The organism is Aeromonas sp. Marseille-Q5825, from assembly GCF_946892685.1.
Taxonomy (GTDB): domain Bacteria; phylum Pseudomonadota; class Gammaproteobacteria; order Enterobacterales; family Aeromonadaceae; genus Aeromonas; species Aeromonas rivipollensis.
Genome location: NZ_CAMPOU010000006.1, coordinates 541113 through 557134, shown reverse-complemented (window position 1 = coordinate 557134; position 16022 = coordinate 541113). Strand labels below are relative to the sequence as shown.

Genomic DNA, 16022 nt, shown 5'->3' with positions numbered 1-16022 from the left:
AGTTACCTTAGATGCGCAAGTCGGGGCCTGGGCCCCGCTTGTGTCAATTCAATCCAGTTCAATGCAATTGCGTGCCGGGTTCAAACCAGTCGCGGCGAGAGTTGAGCAGATCCGGGACGGACATGGCCTTCTTGCCGGGCGGTTGCAGGGTCAGCAGACGCAGCACCCCCTTGCCGGTGGCGACGTCGATCCCCTGCTTGTCGGCCTTGAGCAGGGTGCCGGCGCTCTGGCCATGGTCGCTGTCGATGACCTCGGCCTGCCACACCTTGATGGTCTGCTCCGCGACCTCGAACCAGCTGATGGGCCAGGGGTTGAAGGCGCGGATGCAGCGCTCGATGGCGACGGCCTCCATGGACCAGTCGATGCGCGCCTCTTCCTTGGAGAGCTTCTGGGCATAGTTGGCCAGCGCATCGTCCTGCGCCTCGGCGGCGGTATCACCGGCGGCCATGGCGCCCAGGGTATCGACCAGCGCCTGCGGTCCCAGCTCGGCCAGCTTGTCATACAGGCTGGCCGAGGTCTCATCAAAGGCGATGGGGCAGCTCACCTTGCGGATCATGGCGCCGGTATCCAGCCCCACATCCATCTGCATTATGGTGACGCCGGTTTCGGCATCGCCCGCCCAGATGGCGCGCTGTATGGGGGCGGCACCGCGCCAGCGTGGCAGCAGGGAGCCGTGCACATTGAGGCAACCGAGACGCGGGGTGTCGAGCACCGCCTTGGGCAGGATCAGGCCGTAGGCCACCACCACCATGAGATCGGCGCCAAGGGCGGCCAGCTCGGCCTGCGCGGCTTCATTGCGCAGGGAGGCTGGCTGGTAGACCGGCAGGCTGTGGGCCAGCGCCAGCTCCTTGACCGGGCTAGCGGTCAGTTTCTGACCTCGGCCCGCCGGCTTGTCGGGCTGGGTGTAAACGGCGACGACTTCATGGTCGGAAGACAACAACGCCGCCAGATGACGGGCGGCGAAGTCGGGGGTACCGGCAAAAATCAGTTTCAGCTTATTCAATGGGGCAGATCCTCAGAGGACTTTGCGATCTTCACGGGCCATTTTTTCCAGCTTCTGACGGATGCGCTGGCGCTTGAGCGGGGACAAGTAATCCACAAACAGCTTGCCGACCAGATGATCCATCTCATGCTGTATGCAGATAGCGAGCAGATCGTCGGCTTCCAGCTCGAATGGCTTGCCGTGGCGATCCAGTGCCCGGACCTTGACCCACTCGGCACGCGGTACCAGAGCGCGGCTGCCGGGGACCGAGAGGCAACCCTCTTCGATGCCGGTGCTGCCTGACTGCTCAAGGATCTCCGGGTTGATCAGCACCAGCTGATCTTCACGGTCCTCAGAGACGTCGATGACGATGATGCGCTGATGAATGTCGACCTGAGTCGCGGCCAGGCCTATGCCTTCCTCCGCGTACATGGTTTCGAACATATCATCTACAATCTGTTGTAACTCGGGTGTAATGGTCTCGACAGGGGCTGCGACTGTGCGCAGGCGCTCATCGGGGAAACGCAATACATCTAGAATGGCCATAGTTTTTTCTTTAGTTTCATATAAACGCAGTCAATATTGACGTAATTCTAGTCATTTACGTCGACAAAAAACAGCAACACTTTGCGTGCAGAAGTAACAGGGAGTGTTATGCATCTGAAGCAAATCATCCTCGCCTGTCTGGCGACAGCCCTGGCCAATGGTGCCATGGCACAGCAGTTGACGCTGAAATCCGGCTATCCCGAGAGTTATGTGGTGCAGAAGGGGGATACCCTCTGGGATATCTCGGGCCAGTATCTGGCCGAACCCTGGCTCTGGCCACGTCTCTGGAACATCAATCCCCAGATCGCCAACCCACACTGGATTTACCCCGGTGACGTGCTGCAACTGAGCTGGGTCAATGGCGAGCCGCGTCTGGGCAAGGCCAGCCAGGGCGGCAAACAGGTCATTCACCTGTCTCCCAAGAACCGCTACGAGAACAAGGCCAATCCCATTCCGACCCTGCCCCTCAGCGAGATAGTGCCCTTCCTGCAAACCGATCACATTCTGTCCGATAGCCAGCAGAGCAAGGATCTGCCCTATGTGCTTGGCAATAACGACAAGCATATCGGCATGCTGGAGGGGGACACCCTCTATGTGCAGGGGGCGCTGAATCCGGGTCAGAGTTACGGCATCTATCGCCCCGGGGTGACTTACAAGGACAAGCTGACCGGTGAGCAGCTCGGCCAGGAGGCGATTTTTGTCGGCACTGTGCGGGCGGAGGATCGCCAGGTCAACGACAGCACCAGAGTCACGCTGACGCACAGCAGGCGCGAGGCATATCAGGGAGACAAGGTCATCCCGTTACCACCGCAAGAGAGCCTTTCTGCCGTCTTCATGCCAAAGGCGGCGCCGGTGATTTCCCCCGGTTATGTGATAGAGCTGCCGAGCAAGGTGCGCGGGGGAGGCAAGTTTGACGTTGTCCTCATCAACAAGGGGCTGCGGGATCAGATTGCCCCAGGCGATGTGCTCGAGATCCTGCGTCCGGGGGCCGAGATGGTGGACAAGAATGGCAAGGTCTCGTATCGGGAATATGCTTCCGTCTATGACAAGGCATTCCACTCTGCTGGCAAGTCGTCCCTGCCCGCCGAAGCGGTTGCCAGGGTCATGCTGTTCAAGGTGTATGACAAGCTGAGTTATGGCCTCATCCTGCAGAGCCAGGATCTGGTCAGCTCGGGTTATCAGGTCAGTAACTTCTGACGTGCCACTTCCACTCGGGCGGCTCTCGCTGTGGTTGACGCTGGATACGGTGACCGGCATAGGTCCGGTCACCGCCGCGCGGCTGCTTACGCACTTCGGCGGCGACATCGACGCCCTGTTTGGCTGTGATGATGGTGTGCTGCAATCACTTGGCCTGCAATCGGCCCAAATCCGGCAGCTGAGATGGCCATCACCCCTGGTGGAGCAGGGGTTGAACTGGGCCGCGGCACCTGACAATCACCTGCTTTGCCCGGACAGTCCCGCCTATCCCTCGCTGCTCAAAGAGATCCCCGCCGCCCCCCTGTTGCTTTATTGCCGCGGGGATCTTGCATCTCTTTCCCTGCCACAGCTGGCGATGGTGGGAACCCGTCACCCCACCTATGCAGGCAAGGACAACGCCGCCCGCTTGTGTGCAGAACTGGTGGAGAGCGGTCTGGCGATCACCTCCGGATTGGCGCTGGGCATTGATGGCATCTGTCACCAGCAGGCCTTGGCATCGGGCGGTGTGACGCTGGCGGTGCTGGGCTCCGGGCTTGATTGTCTCTATCCAAGGCGCCACCAGGGCCTGGCGATGCAGATCCTCGAGCACGGCGGCCTGCTTGTCTCCGAGCTGGCGCCGGACCAGGGGCCGCTGGCGGAACATTTCCCTCGTCGCAATCGCATCATCAGTGGCCTGTCGCTGGGTACGCTGGTGGTGGAGGCGGCCGAACAGAGCGGCTCACTCATCACGGCCCGCTACGCGTTGGAGCAGGGCCGCGAGGTCTTTGCCGTCCCTGGTGCACCGCAAAACACCCAGGCTGCGGGGTGCAACCGCCTGCTTCAGCAGGGGGCCAAGCTGGTCTTGAATGCGGCAGATGTCATGGAAGAGCTGCCAGCCCTTGTGCCATTAAAGAGGCTGGCGAACCCTTCTCCCGAGCCATTGCATAATAGCGAATTGCCTTATGCCGATTTGTTGGATAACGTAGATTATGAGACCACGAGCGTGGATACCGTTGCCGAGCGGGCCCAGCTTCCTGTCGAAGTGGTATTGGGCAGGTTGGTAGAGCTGGAGCTGGCCGGTGCAGTGATGGCGGTAGCCGGTGGATACGTCAGAGCGAGGAGGGCGAATCATGTTTGATGTATTGATGTACCTTTTCGAGACCTACATCCACAGCGATGCAGATGTGATGGTCGAGCAGGATGAACTCACCGACGAACTTAGCCGGGCCGGTTTCAATCAGGACGAGATTGAGAAGGCACTCAACTGGCTGGAACGACTGGCCAATCTGCATGACAGCGAGCGGGAGGTGTATGTCACCGCCAGCGCGCAAGGTTCGATGCGGATCTACGCCCCGCAAGAGCTGGCTCGCCTCAGCACCGAGTGCCGTGGTTTCCTGCTGTTTCTGGAACAGGCCCAGGTGCTGAACGCCGAAACCCGCGAAATCTGTATCGAGCGCTTGCTGGAGCTGGACAAGCCGGATATCGAGCTGGATGACCTGAAGTGGGTCGTCATGATGGTGCTGTTCAACGTCCCGGGCAGTGAGAATGCCTACCAGCAGATGGAGGAGCTGGTGTTTGACGAGTCGGATGGTGTCATTCACTGACAGTCCGGTGCCGCGCTGGTAGAATTCAGGCCATCTGGATTCCAAGGCGCGGCCCATGTCAAAAATAGATCATCACCTCTTTTCTGCCCACGAACATGCTTTCGAGCGCGAACCGTGCCCGCAGTGTGGTGCCGAGCTGGTGATCCGTCAGGGCAAGCATGGCCCCTTCCTGGGCTGCTCGGCCTACCCCTCCTGTGACTACATTCGTTCCCTGACGCCCTCCGGCCGCGACATCGAAAAGGTGCTCGAAGGATCCGCCTGCCCTGATTGCGGCCAGCCTCTGGCGATCAAGAAGGGGCGCTACGGCCTGTTCGTGGGTTGTACCCAGTATCCGGCCTGCCAGCATATCGAGTCCCTGCAGGAGAGCGACGATACCCAGATCCTCTGCCCGGAGTGCGGCAAGGGTCATCTGGTGAGCCGCACCTCCCGCTATGGCAAACAGTTTTACTCCTGTGATGCCTATCCCCACTGCAAGTACGTGGTGAATGACAAGCCTGTTCCCATGCCCTGCCCCGAGTGTGGCTGGGGCATCATGATCGAGAAGAAAGTGAGAGGGAGTCTACGCTGGGTCTGCCCGCAAAAGAAATGCTGTCATCAGATTGAGCGGGTATAATCCTGCCGCCATGAGCCGGCTGGCAGCTTGCTGGCAAGAGGGTGCTTCATCTGGATTTATCTTCTTGCGGTGAACCGCCCTTCTACGGCCGTGCCGTTGGGCGCCGATCCCGATGCTGCCGTGCCGCCAGCCTCTTGGTCTGTTCATGTGGTCCGGCATCTCAGGCGTTGCAGTGGCCAATGATGAGCCGAGGCTCTGATGGCGGGTCAAACGTCCGAATGTACTGAAGAGGTGAGGGCTCCAAGGTGCCCTCATGTCGGTTCAACTTACAACCCAGTGATGAGAGGTGGCAGCCCGGCTGCCGCATTTTTTCTATGCCAAACGAATTTGAACAAGCGATCGCCGCCCTGCACCGCGAAGGGGTGATCGCCTATGCCACCGAGGCCGTCTTTGGCCTAGGATGTGATCCCGACTCCGAGGCTGCGGTTCAGCGCCTGCTGGCCATCAAGCAGCGTCCGGTGGAGAAGGGTTTGATCCTGATTGCCGCCGATCTGACCCAATTGCAGGATTACATCGACCTGAGCCAACTCAGCAACGAGCAGCTTGCTCGCGTGCAGGCGAGCTGGCCCGGCCCCTTCACCTGGATCATGCCTGCCCGCACGACCACGCCGGCCTGGCTGACCGGACAGTTCGATACCCTGGCGGTGCGCGTCACGGCCCATCCTCAGGTACAGGCCCTGTGCCGCGCCTTTGGCAAGCCCCTGGTCTCGACCAGTGCCAACCTGACCGGCGAGGAGCCTGCCCGTCGGGTGGCCGATATAGGTGCGCTGCTGGCAAGTCAGCTGGCCCATATCCTGCCTGGGGAGGTCGGGGGACAGGCCAATCCATCCGAGATCAAGGACGCCCGTACCGGCGCCATCATTCGTCCCTCCTGAGGGGCGCTGATTTGCAGTCATGACGGGCGATGTGCTCATGGCGTGACACCACAATATAAAATGGATGGGACGATCAAGATCCTGCCTGACTGGAGACAAGATGAGCAAACCGGATGTGGCCCAGGTCAAGGCCTTCCTGCTGCAGTTGCAGGACGAGATCTGCCGGGGACTGGAGCAGGCTGACGGCGCCGGGCACTTCGTGGAGGATGCCTGGCGCCGCGAAGGCGGTGGTGGCGGCCGCACCCGGGTGCTGCGCCACGGCGCTGTGATCGAGCAGGGTGGGGTCAACTTCTCCCATGTCTATGGCGATGCCATGCCGGCATCGGCGACCGCTCACCGCCCCGAACTGGCCGGCCGCAAGTTCGAGGCCATGGGCGTCTCGCTGGTGATCCATCCGCACAACCCCTATGTGCCGACCAGTCATGCCAACGTCCGTTTCTTCATCGCCGAGAAAGAGGGCGAGGCGCCCATCTGGTGGTTTGGCGGCGGTTTCGATTTGACGCCCTTCTATCCGTTTGCCGAGGATGTGCAGCACTGGCATCAGGTCTCCCACGATCTCTGTCAGCCTTTTGGCGACCATATCTACCCCGAGTTCAAGTCCTGGTGCGATCGCTACTTCTTCCTCAAGCATCGCAACGAGACCAGAGGGGTGGGCGGCCTCTTCTTCGATGATCTGAACCGCTGGCCCTTTGCCGACTGCTTCTCCTTCATGCAGGCGGTAGGTCGGGGTTATCTCGATGCCTATCTGCCCATTGTCGAGCAACGCAAGACGCTGCCCTATGGCGAGCGGGAGCGGGCGTTCCAGCTCTATCGCCGTGGTCGTTACGTGGAGTTCAACCTGGTGTATGACAGGGGTACCCTGTTCGGGTTGCAGACTGGCGGACGTACCGAGTCGATCCTGATGTCGATGCCCCCCTTGGCCCGCTGGGAGTATGACTGGCAGCCGGAGGCGGGCAGCCCCGAGGCTTTGCTCTATACCGACTACCTCACGCCACGAGAGTGGCTGTGACTCGAGGGGCCATGACGGGCCCCTTTTTACTGGCCGATATTCGGCTTGTTCCCGACTGAGAAAACCCGTTAAATCGGGTGATCACCCTCTGATGGAACTCTTTGATGGATCGTTATCTGGTTTTTGGCCACCCGGTGCGCCACAGCAAGTCCCCCTTCATTCATACCCTGTTCGCCAGACAGACCCAGCAAGAGCTGGAGTATGGGTTGGCCGAGCCCGCCGTCGACGAGTTTGCCGCTACCCTGCGCAGCTTCTTTGCCCAGGGGGGCAAGGGGTGCAATGTCACGGTGCCCTTCAAGGAGCAGGCGTTCGCCCTGGTCGATCGGTTGAGTCCAAGGGCCAAGCGGGCGGGGGCGGTCAATACCATCAAGCTGACCGATGACGGCGTGCTGCTGGGGGACAACACAGATGGTGCCGGGCTGGTAGCCGATCTCAAGTCCCATGGGGTGACGCTGGCGGACAGCCGGATCCTGTTGTTGGGGGCCGGTGGGGCGGCTCGCGGTGCGTTGGCGCCGCTGCTGGCGGAGAAGCCGGGCGAGTTGGTGATCGCCAACCGCACTCATGGAAAAGCGCAGCAGCTGGCTGCCGAATTCCAGGATCTGGGAGCGCTCAGTGCCAAGACTTATGAGCAGCTGGCGGGGCCGTTCGATCTCATCATCAATTCCACCTCCGCCAGTCTGCAAGGGGAGTTGCCACCGCTGGCACCGGCCCTGATCCACGCCGATATCGCCATTTACGACATGATGTACGGTGCGACGGACACGGCCTTCATCGGCTGGGCCAAGCAGCATGGCGCTCGTCAGACCATGGACGGGCTCGGCATGCTGGTGGAGCAGGCTGCTGAAGCCTTTACCGTGTGGCGCGGCATCCGGCCTGGCACCAAGCAGGTATTGAGAGAACTGAAGCGCAATCTGGGCACCCTGTAAATCGGTCCGCTTATCAAGCGGGTGAGGAGTGGCACAACCGCGAGTGTGCGCTCCTGCTGACGGGCTGTTGCGATGTCACACCCTATGTCTGAGCAGAATCTCTCTCTTCCTCGGGGGGAAAGTGCTCCCCGTGCGTGGGAGAATGAAATTAGCACCATTATAAAAATAAATATAAATCGATAGGTAACAATTGGTTGCGATGATTTCAGGCTAGTGTCACTCACGTTTATCAAGTTTTTTCTCAAAGCAGCGGAACTTGTGCGAAATGGTGCTGACTAACTAGATAGTTGAGGAAGTGCTAGCTAGTCACCTTTATAACTCCCCGGTATTTATACTGGGGATTTTTTTATCCATTTGAAAAATATAGAAATTTACCTTTCCCGTTTTGGGTGAAACTAAATTACATAAATTACTTTCACTTTCTGCTGCTTTGCTATACAGTTATCGGCGTAGGGTACAGAGGTAAGATGTTCTATCTTTCAGACCTTTTATTTCACGTAATTGAATGTGGCTGAATAGCAGCCCCGATGAGTCATCGTCGGGGTGTTTTTTTATGCGCAGCATTTAGAGTAAATGCTTTAAATTGGGCAATCTTTTGTTAGAATAGGGATGTTTCTTGAGGAAAACCAATCGTCTTTGTTCTCGAGAACTCGCTTTTTCCCAATTTTTTGAACTCATTTCTTCAGGCCGGTCCGCGATAGCGAGACTGGCCTCATTTTTATCTCTCTCCATGCCTATCTTGTAATAAATTTTCAGTTTTGTTGATGTTCGGCATTATTCCCGGTTTGTTTGGTGGGACGGATGAAAACGGTGTCAAAGATAGTGAAAGTTAATTCTCACAGCAGCCTAACGCCCTATCTCTCTGATGGACAAGACTTATAAGCTATAGGGGTGGGTTGTAACAGAGGTTGTAACAGAAGGGGACGCGGGACAGGCCCAGGCAGGGAAAAACTGAAAGGCTTTCAATCAGCGGAGGGCCAACTCCGCTCATTGCAGCAAGAAGAGGAGCGATTTACTCCTCGATCTGGTGGTCTTCTTCTGTGTCGAACGAAGCGGTTTCGGCATTGGACAGATACCAGCTGCTCAGGGTCTGGGCCAACTTCTCGACGCCTATGTTGTTGAGGGAGGAGAAGGCTTCAACCTGGATCTGCGGACCCAGCTCGGCTACTGCCTGGCGCACCTTGATCACCTGGTTGTTGCGGGGGCCCGGGCTCAGCTTGTCTGCCTTGGTCAGCAGCAGCATCACCGGCAGCTCGCGGTGTGAGCTCCACTCCAGCATGTTCATGTCGGTCTCTTTGAGCGGATGGCGAATGTCCATCAGGATCACCAGACCTTTCAAGGATTCGCGGCGCTGCAGGTATTCAGCCAGTGACTTTTGCCACTTGAGCTTCATTTCCAGCGGAACCTGCGCATAACCGTAGCCCGGCAAGTCGACCAGGCGCTTGCCCGGTTCCAGTTCAAACAGGTTGATCAGCTGGGTACGGCCCGGTGTCTTACTGGTCCGTGCCAGGTTCTTGTGTTTGGTCAAGGTATTCAATGCAGATGATTTACCGGCGTTGGAACGCCCGGCAAACGCAATCTCGACACCCCCATCATTTGGCAGGTGGCGGATGTCGGGTGCGCTGGTCACAAAATGCACCTTATTGAAATTCAGAGTTTGTGTATCCAACGTAAATTCCCCATAGAGATAGAGGGTTATAGAGTTACTTTTTTGTGAAATCGTGTAAAATGGCGTCGTTTAAACGCGTTTATTTTAACATGCCTTCGGCGGCATGGGATCTGGAAGTCTAATAACGAGAAAGTTGGAACGCCATGAAGAACCTAGTCATTACACTTGCTCTGATGGTTGGCGTAACTGGGATGGCACAAGCCAAGGGCGATGCCGCTGCGGGACAAACCAAGGCTGCCGTCTGTGCGGCCTGTCATGGACCGGACGGCAACAGCCCAGTCGACATGTATCCCAAGATTGCTGGTCAGCACGCATCATATATCAAAAAACAATTAGTTGAACTGAAGGCTGCAGCTTCTGGCCAAACTGGTCGGGTTGCTCCCATCATGGGACCCATGGCGTTGCCTCTGTCCGATCAGGACATGGACGACCTGGCCGCCTACTTCTCCAGCCAGAAGGTGACTCCGGTTGCCGTGCCCGATGACGTGGTTGCCGCAGGCAAGGCGCTCTATATGGGAGGCGACATGGAACGTGGTCTGGCCGCTTGTACCGCCTGCCATGGTCCACGCGGTTCCGGCGTCGAGCAGGCCAAGTATCCCAGCTTGTCGGGGCAGCACCCTGCGTATATCAAGGCGCAGCTCACCGCCTTCCGTGCGGCAGCCCGTGACAATGACCCCAATGGCATGATGCGGGATGTGGCCAAGAAGCTGACGGATCAGGATATCGAAGCCCTCTCCAAATACGTGGCGGGTTTGCACTGATAAGGTCCTGAATCTATCTTGTTGAAAAGAGCAGGGAACTATCGAGGTTCCCTGTTCTTTTTTGGGGCTACTGGCGCCATGCCTGCAAATGCCCTGCATTGTTGTAAGAGATCCCCCATTTCCGAGTCCGGTCGGGGCTGAAACAGCGTTCAGCCTTCGATGCGGAAGCTATAACTTTCAATATGTTAAAAATGAGATGGCCACTTATCTTCATTTGAAAGCATACCGGGTGGATTGAGCCCGACTGCGAAATTGTTACAGTGAGCTCATGGAATGACCTGGCGAGCTGTTGGCGTGCGGGTTGGACAGGGAGTCGGCTCAGCAGACAAGTGATGAGCAAGAGAGTCAGAGACCAGGATGGTGACCGCCAGGGATGAGCGGGGCTGCGGGAGGCAACCACCCCAGAAAGACGACCGGATATTGTCCGCATGGGTTAGACAAGCACACGCACATTCAGGATCGAGCAACAAGGGTCAGGAAGACCTAACGACATGATGCGCAGAGGTACGCCCAGGGATAAGGCGATTTGCAGCCAGGGAATGGGACTCGCATGACAGGATCAAGGCAGCTTCGGCTGCCTTTTTTCTGCTGGGTCATTAACCCGCCAAGGCATTCTGTGTCAAAATACCAGCAACATGCCCAGAGGATGCCGATCCTGCGGTGTTCAGCGACCGAATATGGTCGAATTGGTGCGGGATCCCACTCTTGTTCCAGATTTACTGTTCCCCACTTCAGCATCCTCCCCGGACGAAACAATCCCGGGGGTTTCAATCCAGTTATTTGTCGGAGTCATTCATGTCGGCCAAACAACCCACCCGCAAGCCTACCGGCAAGCGCAAAGAATCAGATGCCAGTGCCCTGGAAGGTCGTGAGCGCAAACGCGCCGCCAAGCGCAAGGGCTTGAAGGCGGGCTCCCGTCAGCAGGTCGAGCAAGGCAACAAGGGCGGCAGTGGCAAGCAGGCCAAGGATCCGCGCATCGGCTCCCGCAAGCCGGTCGTGCTGATTGTGGAAGAGAAGAAGTCCCAATCCGTGGTGACCAAACCACAAAAAGAGAAGAAGTTGGTGATGACGCCCGAGCAGGAGCTGGCCTCCATCGAGAATGATGATCGCCTGAACGATCTGCTGGATCGACTGGATGCCGGTGAAACTCTGGAAGCGGCCGAGCAGGCCTGGGTCGATCAGCGCGTCGATCGCTATCAGGAGCTGATGGACGAGCTCGGCATCATAGACACCGACGAAGATGACGACGGTGATTTTGACGACGTCGAGTATGAAGAGCCGAGACAGCCTGCCTCCGAGGAAGAGCTGTGGGAGCGTTTCAGCCAGGTTGACTATCAGCCCGAACCCAAGCCCGAGCCGAAGAAGAAGTGATGAGTGGATGGATGCTGGCCGCCCTGCTGGGGGGCCTTGTCTTGCTGGGGCTGGCTGTCTATGCCGGCACCCTGCTGGCGCGTCTCAAGCGTCAGCACGACATGCAGCGGCAGGCCATCGCGGCCCGCAACGAGCGCATCCTCGACAGCGTCAGGGTGATCGCCCATGCGGTACGGGATGGTCAGTGCGACTACTCGGAGGGGGCCATCCGGCTGACCAACCTGCTGGATGCCTTGCAGATCAAGGAAGGGCGAGCCTTCGCCAATGAATTCCCCGGTCTCTATGGCCTCTACGAGAAGGTGAAGGAGATGCCGACTCACGAGGCGAGGCGAGCCCTCAAGCGCAACGAAGTGATGAAGATGGATCTCGAACGCAGCGGCTACGAGGCCGAGCTGGAGGCGCAGATCCTCAAGGATGTCGCCCGACTGAAGGACTTTCAGCTAAGCCGGTGAGCCCTGGATAACAAAGAAAGAGGAAGCAAGCGTGCAAGCAGAACAGATTGTGTGGGATCAGGCCCTGATCGAGAAATATAACTACAGCGGCCCGCGTTACACCTCCTATCCCACCGCGCTGGAGTTCAACGAGGGCTTCGGTTATCCGGACTTCGTCCAGGCCGCGGGCCAGTATCCGGCGCGCAATCTGTCGCTCTACGTGCACATCCCCTTCTGCCACAAGCTTTGCTACTACTGCGGCTGCAACAAGGTGATCACCCGTCACCAGCACAAGGCCGATCAATACCTCGATTACCTCGAGCAGGAGATCAAGGCGCAGGCCCCCCTGTTCAAGGACCGGCTGGTGACCCAGCTGCACTGGGGCGGTGGCACCCCCACCTATCTGAACGAAGGGCAGACCCGTCGCCTGATGGCCATGTTGCGGGAGCACTTCCGGTTTGCGGACGAGGGGGAGATCAGCATAGAGGTAGACCCGCGCGAGATCGAACTCTCCATGCTGGATGTGCTGCGGGAGCTGGGCTTCAACCGCATCAGCCTCGGCGTGCAGGATTTCAACAAGGCGGTCCAGGTCGCGGTCAACCGCGAGCAGGACAACGACTTCATCCGCGCCATGCTGGAGCGTGCCCGGGCATTGGGGTTCCGCTCCACCAATCTCGACCTCATCTATGGCCTGCCGCACCAGAACCGGGAGAGCTTCCACCACACCCTGGAGGAAGTGCTCAAGACGGATCCGGCCCGCCTCTCCATCTTCAACTATGCCCACCTGCCGAGCCGCTTCGCCGCCCAGCACAAGCTGAAAGAAGAAGACATGCCAGCCCCCCGGGAGAAGCTGGCCATGCTGCAGGACACCATCGCCTTCCTCACCGGTCAGGGTTATCAGTTCATCGGCATGGATCACTTCGCCAAGCCCGATGACGAGCTGGCGGTGGCCCAGCGCGAGGGCAAGCTGCACCGCAACTTCCAGGGCTACACCACCCAGGGGGATTGCGATCTGCTGGGGCTGGGGGTCTCTTCCATCAGCATGATGGGGGATGCCTACTCCCAGAATCAGAAGGATCTCAAAACCTATTACGCCCAGGTGGAGACGCTCGGCCACGCCCAGTGGAAGGGGTGCTCCCTCAACCGGGATGACCTGATCCGCCGCGAGGTGATCAAGCGCCTCATCTGCGACTTCTCCCTGAACTTCGCCGCCGTCGAGCAGGCCCATGGCCTGGTCTTCCGGGAGTACTTCGCCGAGGATCTCAAGCTGCTGCAGACCTTCATCGACGATGGCCTGGTGCGCATGACAGACGACGGGCTTGAGGTAGTCTCCACCGGTCAGCTGCTCATTCGCAACATCTGCATGTGCTTCGATGTCTACCTGCGCAGCAAGGCGCGCCAGCAGCAGTTCTCCCGGGTGATCTGAACCGTCGCTCAGCGTTGAACATAAAAAAAACCGCCTCGGCGGTTTTTTTTATTGGGCTTGCCTGCACTCAGCGGCTGGCGGCGCGGGCGCTCAGCTCGGCTTTCTCGCCATCGCTCAGGAAGGCCAGGGTCAGACCGTTCTGCTGGGCGGTGCGGATCTCGCTCGCCGTCATGCCGGCGGCCGGGGCGGCCACCTCGTATTCATGGGGCAAGTCAATGCCTTCCACCGCAGGGTCGTCGGTGTTGAGGCAGGCCAGCACGCCGGCGGCCAGGAACTGGCGGATCGGGTGCTCGGTCAGGTTGGCGACAGTGGTGGTCTGGATGTTGGAGGTGAGGCAGGACTCGATGCCGATGCGGTGCTCCGCCAGATAGGCCATCAGGGCCGGATCCTGGACGGCCTTGACACCGTGACCGATACGCTCGGCGCCCAGATCGCGAATGGCCTGCCACATGCTCTCGGGGCCGGCCGCTTCACCGGCGTGCACTGTCACCCGCATGCCCGCATCCCGCACCTTGCGAAAATGTTCGGTGAAGAGTTCCCCCGGGAAGCCCAGCTCGTCACCGGCCAGATCGATGGCGACCAGCTTGTCACGGTGGGCCAGACAGGCGGCCAACTCCTTGTTGCACTGCTCGGTGCCGAAGGTGCGGCTCATGATGCCGATCAGATTGGTCTTGATGCCAAAGTCGCGGCTGCCGGCGGCCACGCCGTCTATGATGGCTTCCACCACGCCCTGCGGATGCAGCTTGTGGGCCATCGCCATGTAGGCGGGGCTGAAGCGCAGTTCTGCATAGTCGATGCCGGCGCGCAGCAGATCTTCCACGTTTTCGTAGGCGACCCGGCGGCAGGCGTCGTAATCGGCCAGCACGGCCACGCCCCAGTCCAGTTTCTTCAGGAAGGCGACCAGACTCGGCTCGTTCTCGACGATCTGCACGTGGGGGCGCAGGGCTTCCAGCTCATCGGCTGGCAGCCGGATGTTGTGCAGGCGACCCAGCTCGAGAATGGTCTGCGGGCGGATGTTGCCATCCAGATGGCGGTGCAGGTCGGTCAGGGGGAGGGATCTGTCAATCATGATGGCGCCTTCTGCGAGTCGGGTTGGAAAGCCTGTCATTCTAGGCGGGGATCTTGAAAAAGATACCCCGTTTGCAGGCAAACGGGGTCTGATTGGTCAGGCTTTCCCTCAAGGCGTGATGGGAATCGTTTTTCCCGAAGACTCAGGGAATGTCGAGTTCCTTGAGCTTGCGGGTCAGGGTATTGCGACCCCAGCCGAGCAGGCGGGCGGCCTCCTGCTTGTGGCCATGGGTGTGCTCCAGCGCCGTCTCCAGCATGATCCGCTCGAACTGGGGCATGGCGTCGGCCAGGATGTCGGTCTCCCCCAGCGCCAGCTTGGCGGCCACCCAGTCCTGCAGTTGTTGCTGCCAGCCACCGGTCAGCGCGGGCTGGCCGGGTTCCGCCGTGCTGGTGATGGGGGTCAGCAGCTCGGTGGGCAGATCGCCGACCAGCACCTCCTGGCCCGAGGCCATCACGGTCAACCAGCGGCAGACGTTCTCCAGCTGGCGCACGTTGCCGGGCCAGGGCAGGCGGCTGATGTAGGTCTGGGTATCCGGGTGCAGGCTCTTGGCCTCCACGTTCAGCTCCTTGGCGGCCCTCAGCAGGAAGTGCTGGGCCAGCTGGGGTATGTCCTCCCGCCGCTCCTTGAGGGCGGGGATATGGATGCGGATGACGTTGAGGCGGTGGAACAGGTCTTCGCGAAACTCGCCGTCGGCGACCCGTTTCTCCAGATTCTGGTGGGTGGCGGCGATGATCCGCACGTCCACCTGCACCGGTTGATGGCCGCCGACCCGGTAGAACTGGCCATCGGCCAGCACCCGCAGCAGCCGGGTCTGGACGTCGAGGGGCATGTCGCCTATTTCGTCGAGAAACAGGGTGCCGCCGTCGGCCTGCTCGAAACGGCCGTGGCGGATGTTGTTGGCGCCGGTGAAGGCCCCCTTCTCATGGCCGAACAGCTCGGATTCGATGAGATCCTTCGGGATGGCCGCCATGTTGAGGGCGATGAAATTCTTGTGGGCGCGCGGGCTGTGCTTGTGCAGGGCATGGGCGACCAGCTCCTTGCCGGTGCCGCTCTGGCCGTTGATCAGCACCGAGATGCTGGAGCGGGACAGTCGGCCTATGGCGCGAAACACCTCCTGCATGGCGGGGGCCTCACCGATGATCTCCGGGGTGGTGGTAGCCTCCTGCTGGCGAGCCTTGCGCTTGGTGCGCTGCTCTTTCAGATGATTCTCGGCGCGGCGCACCAGGGTGACCGCCTCGTCGATGTCGAACGGTTTGGGCAGGTATTCGAAGGCGCCGCGCTGGTAGGCGTTGACCGCGCTGTCGAGATCCGAGTGCGCCGTCATGATGATGATGGGCAGATCGGCCTGGCGGCGGTGGATCTGCTCCAGCAGGCTGAGGCCGTCTATGCCCGGCATGCGGATATCGGAGAGGATCACGTCCGGTGAGCGCATCTCCAGCGAACTCAGCAGGGCTTCGCCATCGGCAAAGCTCTCGCATTCGAAGCCTTCGCTACCAAGGGTGCGCTCCAGGACCCACCGGATGGAGCTGTCGTCATCGACGATCCACACTTTTGCTGTCATGAG

At 59.5% G+C, this 16022-nt stretch carries 16 protein-coding genes; 11 read left to right on the top strand and 5 right to left on the bottom strand.

The window, feature by feature from the left end; translation table 11 throughout:
* Nucleotides 1-58 precede the first annotated feature (58 nt).
* A complete protein-coding gene (gene fmt, locus OC537_RS17600) occupies nucleotides 59-1003 on the bottom strand; it encodes a methionyl-tRNA formyltransferase (RefSeq protein WP_262113142.1) in 945 nt (314 codons plus the stop codon).
* Nucleotides 1004-1015: 12 nt separating this feature from the next.
* Nucleotides 1016-1528 carry a peptide deformylase gene (def, locus tag OC537_RS17595; RefSeq protein ID WP_025325337.1) on the bottom strand — a complete coding sequence of 171 codons (513 nt, stop codon included), beginning with the start codon at nucleotides 1526-1528 and terminating at the stop codon, nucleotides 1016-1018.
* Nucleotides 1529-1636: 108 nt separating this feature from the next.
* Between def and OC537_RS17590 the strand changes: the two genes are divergently transcribed.
* The 7 genes from OC537_RS17590 (at nucleotide 1637) to aroE (ending at nucleotide 7731) form a co-directional block, all read left to right on the top strand.
* The gene (locus OC537_RS17590; RefSeq protein ID WP_262113138.1) at nucleotides 1637-2725 is read left to right on the top strand and encodes a LysM peptidoglycan-binding domain-containing protein; all 1089 of its coding nucleotides are present in this window, start codon (nucleotides 1637-1639) and stop codon (nucleotides 2723-2725) included.
* 1 nt (nucleotide 2726) lies between these two features.
* Nucleotides 2727-3842, top strand: a complete 1116-nt coding sequence (gene dprA, locus OC537_RS17585; protein ID WP_262113137.1) for a DNA-processing protein DprA — start codon at nucleotides 2727-2729, stop codon at nucleotides 3840-3842.
* Entirely contained in the window at nucleotides 3835-4308 is a 474-nt protein-coding gene (locus OC537_RS17580) for a DUF494 family protein (RefSeq protein WP_025325340.1), read from the top strand. The genes dprA and OC537_RS17580 overlap by 8 nt, the downstream gene beginning before the upstream one ends.
* 55 nt (nucleotides 4309-4363) lie before the next feature.
* Entirely contained in the window at nucleotides 4364-4921 is a 558-nt protein-coding gene (locus OC537_RS17575; RefSeq protein ID WP_139745007.1) for a type I DNA topoisomerase, read from the top strand.
* A gap of 314 nt (nucleotides 4922-5235) precedes the next feature.
* A complete protein-coding gene (locus OC537_RS17570; RefSeq protein ID WP_262113135.1) occupies nucleotides 5236-5796 on the top strand; it encodes a Sua5/YciO/YrdC/YwlC family protein in 561 nt (186 codons plus the stop codon).
* A gap of 100 nt (nucleotides 5797-5896) precedes the next feature.
* On the top strand, nucleotides 5897-6805 hold the full coding sequence (hemF, locus tag OC537_RS17565; RefSeq protein ID WP_111911647.1) for an oxygen-dependent coproporphyrinogen oxidase: 909 nt from the start codon (nucleotides 5897-5899) through the stop codon (nucleotides 6803-6805).
* A 104-nt stretch (nucleotides 6806-6909) separates the two neighbouring features.
* Complete coding sequence (aroE, locus tag OC537_RS17560; protein ID WP_163137754.1) at nucleotides 6910-7731, top strand: shikimate dehydrogenase; 822 nt, start codon at nucleotides 6910-6912, stop codon at nucleotides 7729-7731.
* A gap of 1012 nt (nucleotides 7732-8743) precedes the next feature.
* Here aroE and yihA read toward each other — a convergent pair.
* Nucleotides 8744-9400, bottom strand: coding sequence for a ribosome biogenesis GTP-binding protein YihA/YsxC (gene yihA / locus OC537_RS17555; RefSeq protein ID WP_262113131.1), 657 nt, complete (start codon nucleotides 9398-9400; stop codon nucleotides 8744-8746).
* A 143-nt stretch (nucleotides 9401-9543) separates the two neighbouring features.
* Between yihA and OC537_RS17550 the strand changes: the two genes are divergently transcribed.
* The 4 genes from OC537_RS17550 to hemN all read left to right on the top strand — a co-directional run bounded on the left by OC537_RS17550 (nucleotide 9544) and on the right by hemN (nucleotide 13389).
* Nucleotides 9544-10161, top strand: a complete 618-nt coding sequence (locus tag OC537_RS17550) for a c-type cytochrome (protein WP_041206664.1) — start codon at nucleotides 9544-9546, stop codon at nucleotides 10159-10161.
* A gap of 795 nt (nucleotides 10162-10956) precedes the next feature.
* Nucleotides 10957-11532, top strand: a complete 576-nt coding sequence (yihI, locus tag OC537_RS17545) for a Der GTPase-activating protein YihI (protein WP_106885261.1) — start codon at nucleotides 10957-10959, stop codon at nucleotides 11530-11532.
* Between the two features lie 11 nt (nucleotides 11533-11543).
* Nucleotides 11544-11984 (top strand): DUF2489 domain-containing protein, encoded by a 441-nt coding sequence (locus OC537_RS17540; RefSeq protein ID WP_106885260.1) that lies wholly within the window; start codon nucleotides 11544-11546, stop codon nucleotides 11982-11984.
* Between the two features lie 31 nt (nucleotides 11985-12015).
* The gene (gene hemN / locus OC537_RS17535) at nucleotides 12016-13389 is read left to right on the top strand and encodes an oxygen-independent coproporphyrinogen III oxidase (protein ID WP_262113127.1); all 1374 of its coding nucleotides are present in this window, start codon (nucleotides 12016-12018) and stop codon (nucleotides 13387-13389) included.
* A 67-nt stretch (nucleotides 13390-13456) separates the two neighbouring features.
* Here the strand turns inward: hemN and add are convergent, their stop codons facing one another.
* Together add and glnG are read right to left on the bottom strand one after the other, a co-directional pair.
* Nucleotides 13457-14458 (bottom strand): adenosine deaminase, encoded by a 1002-nt coding sequence (gene add / locus OC537_RS17530; protein WP_262113126.1) that lies wholly within the window; start codon nucleotides 14456-14458, stop codon nucleotides 13457-13459.
* A 142-nt stretch (nucleotides 14459-14600) separates the two neighbouring features.
* Nucleotides 14601-16019 (bottom strand): nitrogen regulation protein NR(I), encoded by a 1419-nt coding sequence (glnG, locus tag OC537_RS17525; protein ID WP_106885257.1) that lies wholly within the window; start codon nucleotides 16017-16019, stop codon nucleotides 14601-14603.
* Nucleotides 16020-16022 lie beyond the last annotated feature (3 nt).